The sequence below is a fragment of the Bacteroidota bacterium genome (genome assembly GCA_023957335.1).
Classification (GTDB): Bacteria; Bacteroidota; Bacteroidia; order NS11-12g; family UBA955; genus JALOAG01.
This window is the reverse complement of the sequence record JAMLHC010000005.1, coordinates 278473-295115: the sequence shown is the minus strand read 5'-3', so window position 1 is coordinate 295115 and position 16643 is coordinate 278473. Positions and strand designations below refer to the sequence as shown.

The window sequence follows — 16643 nt, the reverse complement described above, 5'->3', positions numbered from 1 at the left end:
ACCAACATGAAGAAGATACTTTTATTGGCTGTTTTGATACTTAACATCAATAAGGTATACTCTCAATTTGACACCCTTTTTTGGTTTGTTGCACCCGAGGTTCTGAATTATGGATATGATTTTGACAGACCTATTGTTTTCAGAATATCGACTGAGAATTTTGCAAGTACCGTTACTATTGATTTTCCCGCTAATCCTCTATTAACCCCTTATGTGATCAACATCGGTGCAAATAACACTCTAACACAAGATGTTACGACTTATATAAACGATTTAGAAAATATCCAGCCCAATCAGGTATTAAACAAAGGAATAAGGATTAGAGCAACACAACCTGTGAGCGTCTACTATGAAGTAGTAAGTTCTATCCAATCTTTTTGCACATATTGTAGCCCAGATATTTTCACACTAAAAGGACAAAAGGCATTAGGTACTAAGTTTTATATCCCTTTTCAAACTGTATATCCTAACGGTACAAGCGGTTCTTATGCTGCTTTTGACATAGTAGCAACAGAAGACAATACATTTGTTACCATAACACCAAGTCAAAATATTGTGGGAGCAACAGCAGGAAACCCACTTACAGTTGTATTAAACAAGGGGCAAACATTTTCTGCAAGATCATCTTCTCAACAAGGCAATTTAAAACCGAGTGGTTCTAAGGTAATATCAAACAAACCGATTGCGATAACTATTAAAGACGATTTGGTTTTAATATCATCTTGTCAGGACTTGGCGGGCGACCAACTTGTTCCTGTTGATTATACTGGTACAGAATATATTGTGGTAAAAGGAAATCTAAATCCCTTTGACATAGTTTCAATTTTGGCAACGGAAGACAATACAAATGTCGTCATTAACGGAACTTCGGTAGCAACTTTGAATGAGGGACAAACCTTTACATACAATCTCACTATCAACTGTATTTATATCCAAACAACAAAAAAAACGTATGTAATTCATTTGACGGGAACGGGGTGTGAGGGTTCGTTAGCGGTTATTCCAGCTTTGTTCTTTTCATGTATCAAGCAATATGGTTTTACACGCCCTTCCGCTGATGATTTGTTTTTGTTTGTGATAGTAAAAAACGGTGGCGAGGGGAGTTTTGTGTTAAACGGTAACAGCACTCTGTTTATACCTGCTGATTTTTCAAATGTCCCCAATACAGGAGGACTTTACAAATACGCTAAAAAATCTTTCAATACTTCCACAGTACCTTCTAATGCAGGAAGTTTAATCAGAAATACAACACACCCTTTTCAGTTTGCATTACTAAATGGTAGAAATTCCGCAGGTGGTTCTCGCTATGCTTATTTCTCAAATTTTGAGGGCGAAAATAATGAAGTAGATATTTCAGCCGAAAAAGCCGCACTTTGCGAGGGCGACACAATCCGTTTATATGGTCAAACTCTTGACCCCAATACCGTTAGTTGGACAGGTCCCAATGGCTTTACTTCCAATCAACTCAATATTGTTATTCCCAATGTATCGCCTGTTCATGCAGGCTACTATGTATTCACAACTTCCGCCCCTGCTTGCGGTTCCGGCAAAGATTCTGTTTATATAACTATCGCCTCCAAACCCATCAAACCCACAGTGAGTTCCAATCTCCCCGTTTGTTTGGGAGAAAAACTAATCTTAAAAATCACAAATAAACCCGGATTTGCTCATACTGTATCGTGGGATAAAGGTGCAAAAAGAGCTATTGGCATTGACGATTCATTGGTTTTTTATCCCACATTTCAGTCAGACGAAGCTGTGTATTCCGTACAATACCGTTCAGTCAGCAACGGTTGTTTGAGCGATACCGCACAAATCAAAGTGTCTCTGTTGCCCTTACCCGACAAGCCCTCTATTACTTCTACTGCTACCAAGTATTGCGAATTTGACCATGTTGTCATCAGCAATAAAACGACTGTGCCACTAAGCACACAGTTTTCATGGAAAGGCGAACATGGGTTCTCGTCAAACCTTCGAAATATGATTGATTTAGACAGCATTAGAACCGGACAATCGGGTTGGTATAAACTCACCTTGATTGACAGCAATGGATGCAAGAACGAGAGTGATTTGATTTATATTGACGTTATCCCTTATCCTGATTTGAGCAATGTATCCATTAGGTCAAATAGCCCTATTTGTTCTGGAGAGCCACTGAATCTCAAAGTACTTAATATAGATAGTAGTTTGGCAGTCAAATGGAAAGGTCCGTCAGGTTTTAGTTCAACATTGAAAGACATACTAATTCCAAATACCACCACTGCCATGTCAGGGATATACAAACTAAGTGTGAGCCGTGATATTTGTGAATTTTCAGACACCTTGCAAACAGCTGTTTTAGTTAGACAAACACCCCGTGCGGATTTTGATTTTTTCCCTGCCATAGCGCGTACAGGACGCAATATTCACTTTATTAATAAGAGTTCTTTTGCTGCTGCTTATGAATGGAATTTTGGAGATTTCTCTGACCATTCGCCAGCCATTAACCCTGACCATATTTATGAACGTGAGGAAAGATTGTATATAACACTGATTGCATACAATATCGATTCTACTTGCATAGATTCTTCTGTCAAAAGACTGGATGTGTATAACTCCGAAGAAGGAGTGTATGTTCCAAGTGCTTTTTCTCCAAACAATGACGGGAATAATGATATCTTTAAAGTAGTAGCAACAGGGGTAAAATTTGAAATTACATTAGAAGTTTATAATCGCTGGGGAGGTCTGATATTTAAAACGGAAGATGCTCGAAATATTGGTTGGGACGGAACCAACAGTGACATTCCGTGTCAGGAAGGGGTGTACATGTATGTTGTGCGATACATAAGCCTTGAAGATAAAGCTATTGTTACCTCCGGCACGGTTACTTTGTTGAGATAAAATCGCACACTATTCACCCCACAAATGCGGAAAGAGAAAGAGTCCTGACAAAAGGTAAAGAATATCTAAAACCGTAATCAATGCCAATTCTTGTAAAATATTAGTTAAATCGGCATTAGCAGTCAATAACTCATTGGAAGCTGTAAATACAACCATCAATAACGGAATTAACAATGGTATAGAAAGTAATGGCAATAAGACGGCAGCATTATTACTTGCCGATGCAATGGCGCCTGTAAAAGTGAAAATAGCTGCAAAACCAAGAGAACACACTATGGACAAAGTAAATAGCGGAAGTAATGGAATAGGCGTAAAACCATATAACAAAATCAAAAATATCGCTCCAAATAAACTAACCATTAGGATATAAATAAAATTGCTGAAAGTGCGCAACACAAAGAAATCTTTTGGTGCAATGATTTGATAAATATACAAATTTAACCCTTTTTGAGTCTGCAAGAAACTACGACTCAGCCCGCTCACAGACGCCATCAACGTGATGAGCCAGTAAAAGACCGACCAATCTTGCCCTTGCGGATGCTCCATGCCGTAATAAAATACAAGAACAAACGCAAAAGCCTGCATAACAGACGTAAGTATAAGTCTGCGCGAATTAAGTTCGAGAGAAATTTCAAGGGAAAGCCATTTAGTATAATTTTCAAGGGTTTTCAATGTGATTTTTTGCCTTAATTTGCGCCTTGCAAAATAATAGAAATACTTTTATGATTACTCCCTTCGAAAATTTATCAGACACGCACCAAGCTATTCTCAAAGATGCACCTTTTTGGGTAACCATGTGGGTTGGACTCGCAGACGGACATTTTAACAAAAAAGAGCAAATAGCTGCAATTCAGACTATTGAAATTAAAGCTTTTTCAGAATCTCCGGACGTAAGTGTACTTTACCAAAAAGTTCAAAATCCAGGCAATAGATTAGCCGAATTAATGATGACATTGTCCGGTGATATTGAATCCGATAAAGCACTTGTAAAAGAACATCTTTTAATATTAAAAAGCACACTTGAAAATATTGATAAATCATTTGCACAAGCATTGTTCCGTAGTCTGAAAAATGTAGGCGTTTATGTTGCTCTTGCCTCCGGAGGTATTTTTGGATATGACAATGTGAGCCGTTCCGAAAAGGTGGCTTATTTATTAGAATTTGTAAAACCTGATTTTAAATAATGTTTTCAAAAATCTTAATTGCAAACAGAGGCGAGATTGCAGTAAGAGTAATCCGAACCTGTCGTGAAATGGGTATTAAAACTGTTGCGGTTTATTCCGAAGCAGATGCAGATGCGATGCATGTTAGAATGGCAGACGAAAGTTATTGCATAGGAACTGCTGCTTCTGCAGATTCTTATCTGAGAATGGATAAGATTATTGACGTTTGCAAAAAATCGGGTGCAGAAGCAGTGCATCCCGGTTATGGATTTTTAAGTGAAAATGCTGTCTTTGCACGTGCATTAAAAGAAGCAGGTATTGTGTTTATAGGTCCCTCTGCTGAAAGTATAGAACTGATGGGGAGCAAAATTGCCAGCAAACAAGCGGTCGCAAATTTTGGTGTACCTTTGGTTCCCGGAATTAATGCAGCTATCACAGACCCTAAGGCTGCCGAGCAAACTGCTGTTGAAATTGGCTTTCCTGTCCTTATAAAAGCCTCTGCTGGTGGTGGAGGTAAAGGTATGAGAGTTGTGAATAACAGAGATGAATTTATGACTGCTTTGAATATGGCTCAAAGTGAAGCTCGCAATTCTTTTGGAAATGATGATGTGTTTATTGAAAAATATGTTCTAAAACCTCGGCATATTGAAATTCAAGTTATAGCTGATTCCAAAGGAAATGGCATACACCTTTTTGAGCGCGAATGTTCAATTCAGCGCAGACACCAAAAACTTGTAGAAGAAGCACCGTCAGGAATCCTTACACCTGAACTAAGAAATAAAATGGGGGAGGCTGCAGTAAACGTTGCCAAAGCTTGTAATTATCAAGGAGCAGGTACGGTTGAGTTTCTTTTAGACGCAAATATGAATTTCTATTTCTTGGAGATGAATACCCGTTTGCAGGTGGAACATCCTGTTACAGAAATGATTACCGGACTTGATTTGGTGCGAGAACAAATCCGTGTTGCAGCCGGTTTGGACTTTTCCTTCAATCCCGATGAACTAAAAATTAACGGACACGCCATTGAACTCAGGATTTGTGCAGAAGACCCTTATGAAAATTTTCTGCCTGATACCGGTCAGTTGTCTGTGTACAGAATTCCAAAAGGACCCGGTGTGCGTGTGGACGATTGCATGGAAGAAGGAATGACTATTCCTATTTTCTATGACAATATGTTTGCTAAACTCGTGGTATGGGCGCAATCACGTGAATTGGCAATAGAAAGGATGAAACGCGCCATCTCTGAATTTGAGATTAATGGGGTGGCTACTACGCTCCCGTTTGGCGAATTTGTAATGAATCACCCTGATTTTATCAATGCAGATTTCGACACTGCATTCATTGCTAAAAATTTCAGCCCTGACAAATTAATATCGGACAATATTTCGGATGAATTGTTGCAAGCGGCTGCTATTGCCGCTGTTGAAGTTTTTAACCAGAGAAAGACTCAAAACCACGGACAAACGCAATCTTCTGTTTCTAATGGAAGTAAGTGGTATAAAAATAGAAAAGAGTAAGTCAGATTGAATCCGGTGCGAATACTCATTATGCCAAATAGGCAAAGCGTGAAAATATTCGTACTTTTTACGTTGATATTATTTTTTCATCTTAATGCACATGCTCAAAATGTACAGTACGAAATGAAAGATTCCTTTATAAGCCAAAATGGTGTTGTACTTAACTATATGGAAAAGAACCAAGGAGAAGATGCAGTTATTTTTCTGCATGGCTTTGGCTTAAGTACTTATTCATGGGAAATTTTCTTTGGTGATTCTTTAGCAAACTCAAAATTCTATTTTATTGACTTAAAAGGCTTTGGATTTTCAGACAAACCCGAAAATTCTGACTACTCCATCAATGAACAAGCCAAACTTATTATTGAGTTTTTACACATCAAAAATATTAAAAGGGTTTCCTTAGTCGGTCATTCTTATGGTGGCATGGTATGCCTTGCTATCATGAATGAAATTGTCAGAAAGCGCACAAATGGAATTGATGTGAAAAATATAGTTCTATTGGATGTGCCTGCCCATAGAGATATCAAGCCAAAATTCATCAAAGTGTTGAATAATGATTTCGCATTCAACTTGATTCAAAAATTTACATCCCGTAACTTAATTGCCAAACGCGTATTATCTGCCACTTTTTTCGATTATAAGAAAGCCAATGAAAAATACCTTGATAGATACGAGTTTTTCTTTAAAATGCAAGGAATCGAAAATTCAATGAGATTAGTCGCCAGACAAATTATTCCCGACAATATTGATGAAATTGAAGGCTCATTTGGGCTAATTCAATGCCCAACCTTAATTCTATGGGGCGCTGAAGACAAGTTAATTCCTTTGGAGTATGGTCATTTACTCAATAAACAAATTCCAAATTCTCAATTGGAAATTATTGAAAAGTGTGGGCATGTTCCGCAAGAAGAAATGCCGGAATTGACCAAATCCATTATGATGGATTTTTGGGAAAAATACAGCGATTAAATTATAAATTGTAATACGTATTGTTTCGTATTGAAATTATGAGGTATGAGGTGTTATGTTTGAAGCGTTAAAAAAACAATACAATGAATAGCAAACATTTACTTACCTTTTCCGTATTTACTTTCTTAAGTTTGTCGGTATCGTATGCACAGCGTATTACTTACAAAATCATTGAGGACAATCCTACCAAACACCATGTCCATCTTTTTTATGGAGGGATTATAGAGACAGACTTACACCCTAGCAATAATCGTTATGGCTCCTATGTAACCGCTATCATCAAACTCCACAAACGGTTAACCATTGGCGGTGATTTTATGTGGGGAAGTAAAAAAGGGATGAAGACAATGAATGAGATAGCGTATAATGATTTTCAACCATTCATAGACTTGAGTGGTCGTATGTCATTTTTCTTCAGCGCTAAAACATTTAAAGAGAATATTAAAATAACGCTCAGCAGCAACACATATCAAGGTTATGGCTATACAGTCACATCTGAAAAATACATATATGCTCCCGCCAAGAAAACATCCCTTATAGGGTTTACGGGAAGTGCGGGTTTTTATCAAAACAACGTATTAGACAATTCGAAAGATACTTTGTTTCGATATGAAGATAAGGCTACTGGCACTCCGATTGACATTAGAAATGGAGTAGCTGATTTTAGCGGAATGCGATTTACTGGCGGGTTTCAGTTTTCTTCAATGAGAAATTTTGAAATAGATGCCACCGATGCCAGTCATAACTACAATTACGGTTCGCGCAAGAACAAAGGGCGCACTGATGTTTATATTGAAGGTCTATTCATGCCGCTGATTAATGTTAATAAGGAGATGAGAGCAAAGGTGAAAAACGGCAGTGGAGAATATACAATGACAGAAACTCCCCAATTGAAATATTTTGGCTACAGAATTCGCGTTGACACATATCAAACCGGTATCGTTGGTCTTGGTTTTCGTTTTGAGTTTGGGCAAAAACCGGGTATTGTGTACACAGTAGGAAAAAATAAGTATAAGAACATGTATCTCACCGCTGGTATTATGATAGGAATAAACGGTTAAGCCGTTGTTTTTATATGTCTTAGACATTCGCAATAAAAATCTAAATGCATAAAAAAAAGACCTTATGAATAGAAACTAACAACTGTATATTTGCACCATTATATGGCACAAAATTCTGCTCAAATCAAACTTGATTTTAATAATACCCAAACAGCCTATGGATATCTCAGCAACAAACAACTGAGCGCTGCCATCAAATTGTTTAAGATGTTTAATTATCCGGCACTTGTGAAGTACGGACCTGCATTTGCAGGTTTTTCTATGAAAGTTGGACTTCCTGTGAAAGGGCTAATCAAAAAAACCATTTTTGCTCATTTCTGTGGCGGAGAATCAATTGCAGACAGTAAGGCTAAAATCAACTTTCTGTTCGAACACAATGTAAAAACCATCTTAGACTATGCGGTTGAAGGCGAAGCAAGTGAAGCTATTTTTGATGCCACTTGTCAAGAAGTAATCAGGACGGTTGAAGAATCTGCCGTAAATGATGCTATTCCTTTTGCGGTGTTCAAACCTACCGGAGTGGCGAGATTTGAACTGTTACAAAAAGTGAGTGCAGGAGAAACCCTAACCCCACACGAAGAAGCCGAGTTTGAACGCACACGTGGCAGATTTGATGCAATTTGCAAAAAAGGAAGTGAACTCAATGTGCAAGTACTCATTGATGCAGAACATTCATGGATACAGCTTGCCATTGATAATCTTGTGTTGGAAATGTCTGAAAAATACAACAAAGACAGAGCCTTGATTTTTAACACCCTCCAATTATACAGACACGACAGGGTTCAGTTTTTGAAAGATTGTTTTGAAAAATACAAATTTCCATTAGCATTCAAGTTTGTGAGAGGTGCATACATGGAAATTGAAAGAGAAAGAGCCACTCAAATGAATTATAGAGATCCTATTAATCCAAGTAAAGAAGCTACTGACAGAGATTTTGATGAAGCTGTTTCTATTTGTTTGCACAATATTGACAGATGCGAGGTTTTGATTGGCACCCATAATGAAGAAAGTTGTCTAAAAGCAGCACAGTTGATGGCGGAACTAAATATTGCCCCCAATGACAACAGAGTTTATTTCTCTCAATTATTGGGAATGAGCGATAACATCAGCTTTATCATGGCAAAAGCAGGATATAATGTGGCTAAATATGTGCCTTATGGACCGGTTGCAACAGTATTACCATATCTTTCAAGAAGAGCACAAGAGAATAGTTCGATTGCAGGTCAATCTTCCAGACAATTGCAGTTGTTGGTAGGCGAGAAAAACAGAAGAAGTAAGGCATAAGACATCTATGCTTTTTATCCCTATCTTCGTAACCCGCTTTGAACACCTCTTCACAAATCAATACAGTCGTGACACCTACTTCGCAGAGAAAATCCGATCATATTAAATTAGCGTTTGATTCAATCGCAGACGGACAGGATTCCAGATTTTGTTATGAACCTTTATTATCAGCACATCCGGATGATTCCGTTATTCCTCAAACAAAAATTGGCAACAAAATATCACGACTGCCATTCTGGGTTTCCAGCATGACCGGAGGGGCTGAAAAAGCAGGATTAATTAACCATAGGATAGCAGAAGCGTGCGGTAAATTCGGCATGGGAATGGGTTTGGGTTCTTGTCGAATTATTTTGGAAAATGACAAGCACTTTCCAGATTTTGACCTTAGAGATAAACTCGGCAATGAAGTTCCTTTCATGGCTAATTTGGGCATAGCACAAATTGAGCAAGTTGTCAAACAAAATAATTACAAAACCATTGAAAATATGGTTCATGCACTCCGCGCAGATGGGTTAATTATTCATGTAAACCCTTTGCAAGAATGGTTGCAGCCGGAAGGAGATTTGATTACACGGGCTCCTATTGACACCATTACAACTTTTATCAAACACTTTAACTACCCTGTATGGGTAAAAGAAGTGGGGCAGGGCTTTGGCAGAAAAAGTCTGAAAGCCTTGATAGATTTACCTATTGCGGGGATAGAGTTCGGTGCTTATGGTGGAACCAATTTTGCCAAAATGGAATCTATGAGAACTTCGGGAGCGGCACTGAATCCATTGGCACAAGTTGGACATAACGCCAATGAAATGGTGGAAGTGCTGAATTTATACTATGACAAAAATCCTGAACTATTTAAGAATAAAATATTTGTGGTTTCAGGAGGTGTCAAAAACTTCTTGGACGGATATTATTATATACACAAACTCAAAGCATCTGCAATCTATGCACAAGCATCACCTTTGCTCAAGTGCGCATTGGAAAGCACACAAGCAGTAGAACAGTTTATAGCATCTGAAAAAAGAGGACTTATGGCTGCTTATTCCTATTTAACACTTAGATCATGAACGCGGATATTCAAAAATCAATCAAAGGTTTTTCTAAACTTAGCAAGGAACAAAAGATAGCATGGGTTACGCACAACTTTGCTAAACAACCCGAACTTGCAACTAAATTGCTCAAAAGTTATTGGCATCAAGAGTTGGAAACTCAACAACTGCATGATGATTTTATAGAAAATGCACTGACTAACTATTATCTTCCATTTGCCGTAGCACCCAATTTTCGAATTAACAATAAAATGTATTGCATTCCTTTGGCTATTGAAGAAAGCTCTGTGGTTGCCGCAGCATCAAAGGCAGCCAATTATTGGAACACAAGGGGAGGTTTCAAAACCAAAATTATCTCTACGACAAAAATTGGTCAGGTGCATTTTATTTGGGAGGGAGCAGACAAATCCAAGTTGCAATCTTTTTTTGATACACTTATTCCAGAGTTTCATAAGTCTTGTGAGCCGATCACCCGGAATATGCGCAAAAGAGGAGGCGGTATTTTGAGCATAGAACTCAGAGATAAGAACGACCTTATTCCTCACTACTACCAAATCCATGCTCGTTTTGAAACCAAGGATTCAATGGGAGCAAACTTTATTAATTCTGTTTTGGAAGAATTTGCCAAAACCTTACTCAGTCAAATTGCAAAGCAAGATTGGACAGAACAGGAAAAGCAAGTACAGATTGTGATGAGTATTTTGAGTAATTACACCCCCGAATGTCTTGTTCGAGCAGAGGTTTCATGTCCGGTGAGTGAACTCAACGAAGACCTTTTGTCACCTGATGAATTTTCGACTAAATTTCAAAGAGCCGTTCGTATTGCTGAGGTAGAACCACATAGGGCAGTTACTCACAACAAGGGTATAATGAATGGGATAGACTCTGTAGTAATTGCAACCGGAAATGATTTCAGAGCAGTGGAAGCTTGCGCTCATGCTTATGCTTCGCGCAATGGCCAATATGCAAGCCTGACACATTGCGAGGTAAAAGACGACATTTTCACTTTTTACATAGAAATACCCCTTGCATTGGGTACTGTCGGAGGAATCACTTCTCTTCATCCAATGGTAAAATTAGCCCACGAATTGCTTGGCAATCCCAATGCGGAAGAATTGATGCAAATCACGGCTGTAACAGGACTGGCACAGAATTTTTCTGCCTTGCGCTCGCTAACCACAACCGGTATTCAAAAGGGGCACATGAAAATGCACTTGCTGAATATTCTCAACCAATTTGGTGCAACAGAAAACGAAAAAGCACAAATTGTTGAATATTTCAAAGACAAAATAGTCAGCTATCAGTCTGCGGTTGATGCGTTCCATCGCTTCAGAAATGGGTGAGGAGCTACTCTTTTAAATCTGTTTGATTTTATCCGGATTATCTTTTATAAAACTATCCCAAGAACTTTTCTTGCCGGATGATTTTGCACCAAACTTGCGCGGAACAAATTGAAATAAATGGCAAACAGCAGCACCCAAGGCATCTGTTGCATCCAAGAAATGCGAATCATTTTCAAATTTCAATAAATGTGACAACATATCTGCAATCTGTTCCTTACTGGCATTGCCGTTTCCGGTAACAGTTAGTTTGATTTTTTTAGGTGAATATTCAAAAATAGGCAGTTTCTTTTGTAAACCTGCAGCAATGGCAACTCCTTGTGCCCGACCAAGTTTGAGCATACTCTGAACGTTCTTTCCAAAGAAAGGAGCTTCAATGGCAATTTCATTCGGTTTATATTGCTCGATTATAGCAGTAACCCTTTCAAAAATATGATTGAGTTTTTGGGCGTGATCTTCAAAATGGCGCATTTCCACAATCCCCATGCTAAGCATAGTCATTTGCTTGTCATAAACACCTATGACGCCATATCCCAAGATATTAGTGCCCGGGTCAATGCCTAGTATAATTTTATCAAATTCAGTTGTTTGCAATTAACTTAATTTGCAAGCAAAAATAAGCACACCCTTGCATTTGCAATCAAACAAGTTACGCACCACTTTGTTCAAACTGCTCAAAATATTGATAGCAGTCGGAGTATTGCTTTTTTGTTTAATTCCTTTTTTACCAAATAACACCCTCAACCCTTTTGCAAGTAAGGACTTAGTTAAATATAGTGAAATTCCTTTTGAATGCATACCGCTTATCGTTTTGTTGTCAGTATTTAATTTTGGGCTTGAAGCATTGAAATGGCGATTGATTGGCAATTTGGTAGAAAAATTTTCAATTAAAACTGCTATTAAAGCCGTTTTGGCAGGAGTTGCCGTTAGTAGTGTTTTCCCTTGGCGAAGTGGAGAGTTTATTGCGCGAATTGCTTGGTTAAAGGAAGAAAATAGAGTCAAAGGAGCTTATTTTTCTATTTATAGTTCTATGACTCAATTATTTGTAACGATTGCGTTGGGATTTATAGGTTTATTGTTATTTGCCAATAATAGCAATAGTACTTTTTTTTCTTTCACGGTACAGATTACTTCTATTCTTGTGATGGTCATTCTTATTTTGTTTTTACTTGTTTTTAGAAACAAGGTGATTCAATGGATAGGTTTGATAGTTGCAGGTTCTGCTTTGGCAAAATATTTTAAGGAATTAATAAGCATACCAATGCACTTGCTACTTCAACTTATCGGCTTATCATTTCTACGATACCTCGCGTTCCTAATTCCATATATTATTTTGATTGGTATCAAGGAACCGGCACTTTCTCCCTTGCTAATTGCAAAAGGAATTGCCGTGGTATTTTTATTACAGTCCATCATACCGGGTTTTCTTCTTTCAGATTTACCAGTCAAAGGATACATTCACATCACTATATTTGCTTCTATCATTGCCGACACATGGGTGGTGGGAAATGCAGTTGTGATTGTATTTATAGCGAATCAGATTGTACCGGCTTTGCTGGGTGCGGTTATTCTGTTATTGAAAAAAATGAAATAAAAAGGATTAAACAATATCGCTCTCAAAAGTCTGTTGTGTTCCTGATTGCTGAAGTTTAAAATAATATCCTTTTTGCTTCATAAGCGATTTGTGCGTTCCTTCTTCCACTACTTCGCCTTGGCTCATTACCATGATATTATCAGCTTTTTCGATAGTTGATAGTCTGTGCGCGATAACGATGGATGTGCGGTTTGACATCATTTTCTCAATAGCTTGTTGAATAACTTCCTCTGTCTCTGAATCAACTGAAGAAGTAGCTTCATCTAAGACCAAAACAGCAGGATTTACAACCATTGCCCTGACAAAAGAAATCAGTTGCCTTTGCCCCATTGACAAGGTGCTGCCACGTTCCATAACTTTATAATCATATCCTCCGGGTAGTCTTTCAATAAAGCTATGTACTCCTAACATTTTTGCGGTTTCAATAGCTTTTTCTCTTGTAATATCAGGCATATTAAGGGTAATATTTTCCATCACAGTACCCGAGAATAGAAAGACATCTTGCATCACAATGGCAATCTTTTTTCTTAAAAATAAAGGCTCCCATTCATTCAGTTCCACACCGTCAATTTTGATAGCGCCTTTATTGTAGGGATAAAACCGCATTAAAAGGTTGATAATTGATGTTTTACCTGAGCCGGTTTTTCCTACAATGGCTATGGTTTTTCCTTCGTTCAACACAAAACTCAAATCTTTAATAACATAATGTTCCTTGTTATAAGCAAACCAAACTTTTTCAAACACAATATTACCTTTAAGCTCAGCCGTATATTTGCCATGTGTATCTTCCAAATTATCATTGTTATCCATTAACCTAAACACCCTTGCTGCTGCGACCATTCCCATTTGAATGTTGTTGAATCTGTCTGCCAACATTCGCACAGGGCGGAAAAACATGTTTATATAAAGAATAAAAGCAGTGAGTTTTCCAAATGATGCCACACCTTCTCCCAACATTTCAATTGTGCCCCACCAAACAAGGAGGGCAAGCGAAATGGCGGTAATCACCTCAATGATAGGAAAAAAAACAGAGTAATAGAGTACTGAGCGCTCATTGGCATCATAATGTCCTTTGTTGATTTGTTTGAATTTTTCAAATTCAATATCTTCTCTGTTATAGAGTTGAACAACCTGCATTCCTGTAATGCGTTCTTGCACAAATGAATTGATTTTGGCAACGGCAACCCTCACATCTTGAAATGATTGCTTTACTTTGATTCTGAAAATGTGCGAGGCGTAAAGCAATAGAGGAAGTACAGATAATGTAATGAGTGTAAGTTTCCAATCAATAAAAAACATGAATGCTGTAACGGCTATTAATTGCAAAATATCTCCTGTAATTGTAATAATTCCGGCAGCAAATAAATCAGAAATGGTTTCTATGTCATTGATACATCGGGTTACAAGTTCTCCAACCGGTGTTTTGTCAAAGAATTTTTGTTTCATCAGGTTAATTTTAACAAAAATCTTATTTCTCATGTCTTTGATAACACTTTGTCCAATCCATCCTGTGATATAGCTGTTCCAAAACTGAAGCAGTGTTTGAACTACAAGCAGAGCAATTATTATTAGAGTAATCCAAAGTAAACCGGTTTTGTTGCCTACGGCAATGTCATCTTCCAGTGCTAATTGAATCAAATAGGGGCGGATAGGAGCAGTAACAGCTACCAAAACAGTACTGATAACAGCCACCCAGAATTGTTTCTTGTAGGGTGATGCCAGCTTAATTATTCTCCACAAAAGCGAGATATCTAAGGGTTTTATTTTCGGTCTTGCTTTTGCCATTTCAATCTATAAAAATTTCATCCGGATATTGAATTTTGTAAAGATACAATCCATCTGGTGGAACACTTTGCCCTGCTTTTTTGCGGTCTTTACTTGCAAGAATTGAGAGCAAGTTCTCAGGTTCCATTTTTCCATAACCAATATCCAGTAATGTTCCCATAATTGCCCTCACCATATTGCGAAGAAAGCGGTTTGCGGTGATAGTAAACACAATCATGTCTCCATCTTCTTCCAAATGAGCCTCTGTCAGGTCGCAGATATGGTTTTTTAAGTCATTGACCCTGCTGAATGCTTTGAAATCTTTTTTGCCAATCAACAATTTAGCAGCTTCTTTCATTCTTTTGATATCCGGTTGATGCCAAATAAAATATGCTTTTCCTACTTCAAAAGGATTTTTCTTCAGGCTTATGCGATATTCATAAGTACGAGAAATGGCTGCAAATCGAGCGTTGATACCATCCTTTACTTGACGTACCGCAATAGCAGCAATTTGATGTGGAGTAATCCCATTAAACTTGCGCAAAAACATTGCTTTATCTGCAATAGATTCATCAGTGTCAAAATGCAAAAAAAACTGACGTGCATGAACACCGGAGTCTGTTCTGCCACAACCTAAACAAAACGTTTCTTTTCTGAAAATAATGCTCAGCGCCTTATCAACCTCTGCTTGCACAGTATTGCCATTAGCTTGTAACTGCCATCCGCAAAATGGTTGTCCGTCAAAAGCAATTTCGAGAAAATAACGCATTAAACTTTTTCAACAATCAAAGCCATACCTTGTCCTACACCCACACACATGGTAGCAAGTCCATAGCGCATGTTTTGGCGTTTTGTCATCTCGTGCAATAGTGTAGTTGTAATCCTTGCACCACTGGCTCCTAACGGATGACCAATAGCAATAGAACCTCCATTAACATTGACTATTTCGGGGTTAAGTTCAAGTTCGTTGATGCACACAATACTTTGACTTGCGAAAGCTTCATTCAATTCAATCAAATCAATATCTTTTACTTGTAAACCGCCTCTCTTCAATGCTTTTTGTGTAGCCGGAATCGGACCAACTCCCATAATCTCCGGTGCCACACCGGCAGCAGCAAATGAAACAATGCGCGCCATAGGTTTGAGTTGGTGTGTATTTACAAATTTTTCAGAAGCCAATGCCAATACAGAAGCTCCATCGTTAATACCTGATGAATTGCCGGCAGTAACGGAGCCGCCTTTCTTGAAAGCAGGTTTTAAGGTTGCTAAAACATCAACTGAGCTAATACGTGGATGTTCGTCTGTATCAAAGACTGTGATAGTATCTTTTTTTCCTTTGATTTCATAAGGAGTAATTTCATCTTTGAATTTTCCGGCTTTGTTTGCTGAATCCCATTTGAGCTGACTATTGTACGCAAATAGGTCTTGTTCTTCACGTGTCAATTTCCATTTATCTGCCACATTTTCGGCAGTTTCACCCATTGTAAAAGGGTAGTGCATGGCTGCCAGCGCAGGGTTGGTAAATCGCCACCCAATGGTCGTATCATAAATTTCAGGAACTCTGTCAAAAGCTTTCTCTGCTTTAGCCATTACAAAAGGAGCACGGCTCATACTTTCCACTCCGCCTGCAATATATAAATCACCATAACCTTGACTTAAAGCCAAAAAGGCGTCTGCAATGGCGTGAAGGCTGCTGGCGCATAATCTGTTTACTGTAACGCCAGAAACTTCAGGAGGCAGTCCTGCTAACAAACTCGCCATACGTGCAACATTTCTGTTATCCTCACCCGATTGATTTGCCGCCCCCAAAATCACTTCCTCCGTTTGATTAAAATCAATATGGGGATTGCGCTTCATCAATGCCTTAATTACATGAGCAGCCATGTCATCGGGGCGTGCATTTGCAAGCATGCCTGCATATTTACCCACAGCTGTACGCACTGCATCTACAATATAAACTGAATTCATTTGCCTTTTATTAGAGTGGCGCAAAGGTATGTTTCAAATTGGAATGTGTTGGCAGAA

14 protein-coding genes are annotated in these 16643 nt (G+C 38.3%); 9 read left to right on the top strand and 5 right to left on the bottom strand.

Annotation, left to right across the window (positions count from 1 at the left end; all coding sequences use genetic code 11):
- Nucleotides 1-6 precede the first annotated feature (6 nt).
- Complete coding sequence (locus M9892_11045) at nt 7-2880, top strand: gliding motility-associated C-terminal domain-containing protein (GenBank protein MCO5254887.1); 2874 nt, start codon at nt 7-9, stop codon at nt 2878-2880.
- A 9-nt stretch (nt 2881-2889) separates the two neighbouring features.
- Here the strand turns inward: M9892_11045 and M9892_11040 are convergent, their stop codons facing one another.
- Nucleotides 2890-3552, bottom strand: a complete 663-nt coding sequence (locus M9892_11040) for a hypothetical protein (protein MCO5254886.1) — start codon at nt 3550-3552, stop codon at nt 2890-2892.
- A 50-nt stretch (nt 3553-3602) separates the two neighbouring features.
- Here M9892_11040 and M9892_11035 point away from each other — a divergent pair, with 50 nt between their 5' ends.
- The 7 genes from M9892_11035 (at nt 3603) to M9892_11005 (ending at nt 11263) form a co-directional block, all read left to right on the top strand.
- The gene (locus M9892_11035; protein ID MCO5254885.1) at nt 3603-4064 is read left to right on the top strand and encodes a hypothetical protein; all 462 of its coding nucleotides are present in this window, start codon (nt 3603-3605) and stop codon (nt 4062-4064) included.
- Entirely contained in the window at nt 4064-5560 is a 1497-nt protein-coding gene (gene accC, locus M9892_11030) for an acetyl-CoA carboxylase biotin carboxylase subunit (protein ID MCO5254884.1), read from the top strand. The genes M9892_11035 and accC overlap by 1 nt, the downstream gene beginning before the upstream one ends.
- Nucleotides 5561-5683: 123 nt before the next feature.
- Nucleotides 5684-6529, top strand: a complete 846-nt coding sequence (locus M9892_11025) for an alpha/beta hydrolase (protein ID MCO5254883.1) — start codon at nt 5684-5686, stop codon at nt 6527-6529.
- 83 nt (nt 6530-6612) lie between these two features.
- Entirely contained in the window at nt 6613-7590 is a 978-nt protein-coding gene (locus M9892_11020) for a hypothetical protein (GenBank protein MCO5254882.1), read from the top strand.
- A 102-nt stretch (nt 7591-7692) separates the two neighbouring features.
- Entirely contained in the window at nt 7693-8874 is a 1182-nt protein-coding gene (locus M9892_11015; GenBank protein MCO5254881.1) for a proline dehydrogenase family protein, read from the top strand.
- Nucleotides 8875-8942: 68 nt separating this feature from the next.
- The gene (locus M9892_11010) at nt 8943-9938 is read left to right on the top strand and encodes an isopentenyl-diphosphate delta-isomerase (GenBank protein MCO5254880.1); all 996 of its coding nucleotides are present in this window, start codon (nt 8943-8945) and stop codon (nt 9936-9938) included.
- 8 nt (nt 9939-9946) lie between these two features.
- Entirely contained in the window at nt 9947-11263 is a 1317-nt protein-coding gene (locus M9892_11005) for a hydroxymethylglutaryl-CoA reductase, degradative (protein MCO5254879.1), read from the top strand.
- A gap of 12 nt (nt 11264-11275) precedes the next feature.
- On the opposite strand, the gene ruvC is transcribed toward M9892_11005, so the two are convergent.
- Nucleotides 11276-11854 (bottom strand): crossover junction endodeoxyribonuclease RuvC, encoded by a 579-nt coding sequence (ruvC, locus tag M9892_11000; protein ID MCO5254878.1) that lies wholly within the window; start codon nt 11852-11854, stop codon nt 11276-11278.
- Nucleotides 11855-11864: 10 nt separating this feature from the next.
- Here ruvC and M9892_10995 point away from each other — a divergent pair, with 10 nt between their 5' ends.
- Nucleotides 11865-12854, top strand: a complete 990-nt coding sequence (locus M9892_10995; protein ID MCO5254877.1) for a lysylphosphatidylglycerol synthase domain-containing protein — start codon at nt 11865-11867, stop codon at nt 12852-12854.
- A gap of 6 nt (nt 12855-12860) precedes the next feature.
- Here M9892_10995 and M9892_10990 read toward each other — a convergent pair whose 3' ends face one another.
- The 3 genes from M9892_10990 to M9892_10980 are packed head-to-tail and all read right to left on the bottom strand — an operon-like array spanning nt 12861 to nt 16586.
- Nucleotides 12861-14639: an ABC transporter ATP-binding protein/permease gene (locus M9892_10990; GenBank protein ID MCO5254876.1), complete on the bottom strand. Its 1779-nt coding sequence runs from the start codon at nt 14637-14639 to the stop codon at nt 12861-12863.
- A 1-nt stretch (nt 14640) separates the two neighbouring features.
- Nucleotides 14641-15387, bottom strand: a complete 747-nt coding sequence (gene truA, locus M9892_10985) for a tRNA pseudouridine(38-40) synthase TruA (GenBank protein ID MCO5254875.1) — start codon at nt 15385-15387, stop codon at nt 14641-14643.
- A complete protein-coding gene (locus tag M9892_10980; GenBank protein MCO5254874.1) occupies nt 15387-16586 on the bottom strand; it encodes an acetyl-CoA C-acyltransferase in 1200 nt (399 codons plus the stop codon). The genes truA and M9892_10980 overlap by 1 nt, the downstream gene beginning before the upstream one ends.
- Between the last annotated feature and the right edge of the window lie 57 nt (nt 16587-16643).

Bases quoted from the DNA above. Each gene is read 5' to 3' on its own strand.
- M9892_11025 (MCO5254883.1), top strand. From the start codon at position 5,684: ATGAAAGATTCCTTTATAAGCCAAAATGGTGTTGTACTTAACTATATG.
- M9892_11015 (MCO5254881.1), top strand. From the start codon at position 7,693: ATGGCACAAAATTCTGCTCAAATCAAACTTGATTTTAATAATACCCAA.
- M9892_10980 (MCO5254874.1), bottom strand. From the start codon at position 16,586: ATGAATTCAGTTTATATTGTAGATGCAGTGCGTACAGCTGTGGGTAAA.
- M9892_10990 (MCO5254876.1), bottom strand. From the start codon at position 14,639: ATGGCAAAAGCAAGACCGAAAATAAAACCCTTAGATATCTCGCTTTTG.
- accC (MCO5254884.1), top strand. From the start codon at position 4,064: ATGTTTTCAAAAATCTTAATTGCAAACAGAGGCGAGATTGCAGTAAGA.
- truA (MCO5254875.1), bottom strand. From the start codon at position 15,387: ATGCGTTATTTTCTCGAAATTGCTTTTGACGGACAACCATTTTGCGGA.
- M9892_11020 (MCO5254882.1), top strand. From the start codon at position 6,613: ATGAATAGCAAACATTTACTTACCTTTTCCGTATTTACTTTCTTAAGT.
- M9892_11035 (MCO5254885.1), top strand. From the start codon at position 3,603: ATGATTACTCCCTTCGAAAATTTATCAGACACGCACCAAGCTATTCTC.
- M9892_11045 (MCO5254887.1), top strand. From the start codon at position 7: ATGAAGAAGATACTTTTATTGGCTGTTTTGATACTTAACATCAATAAG.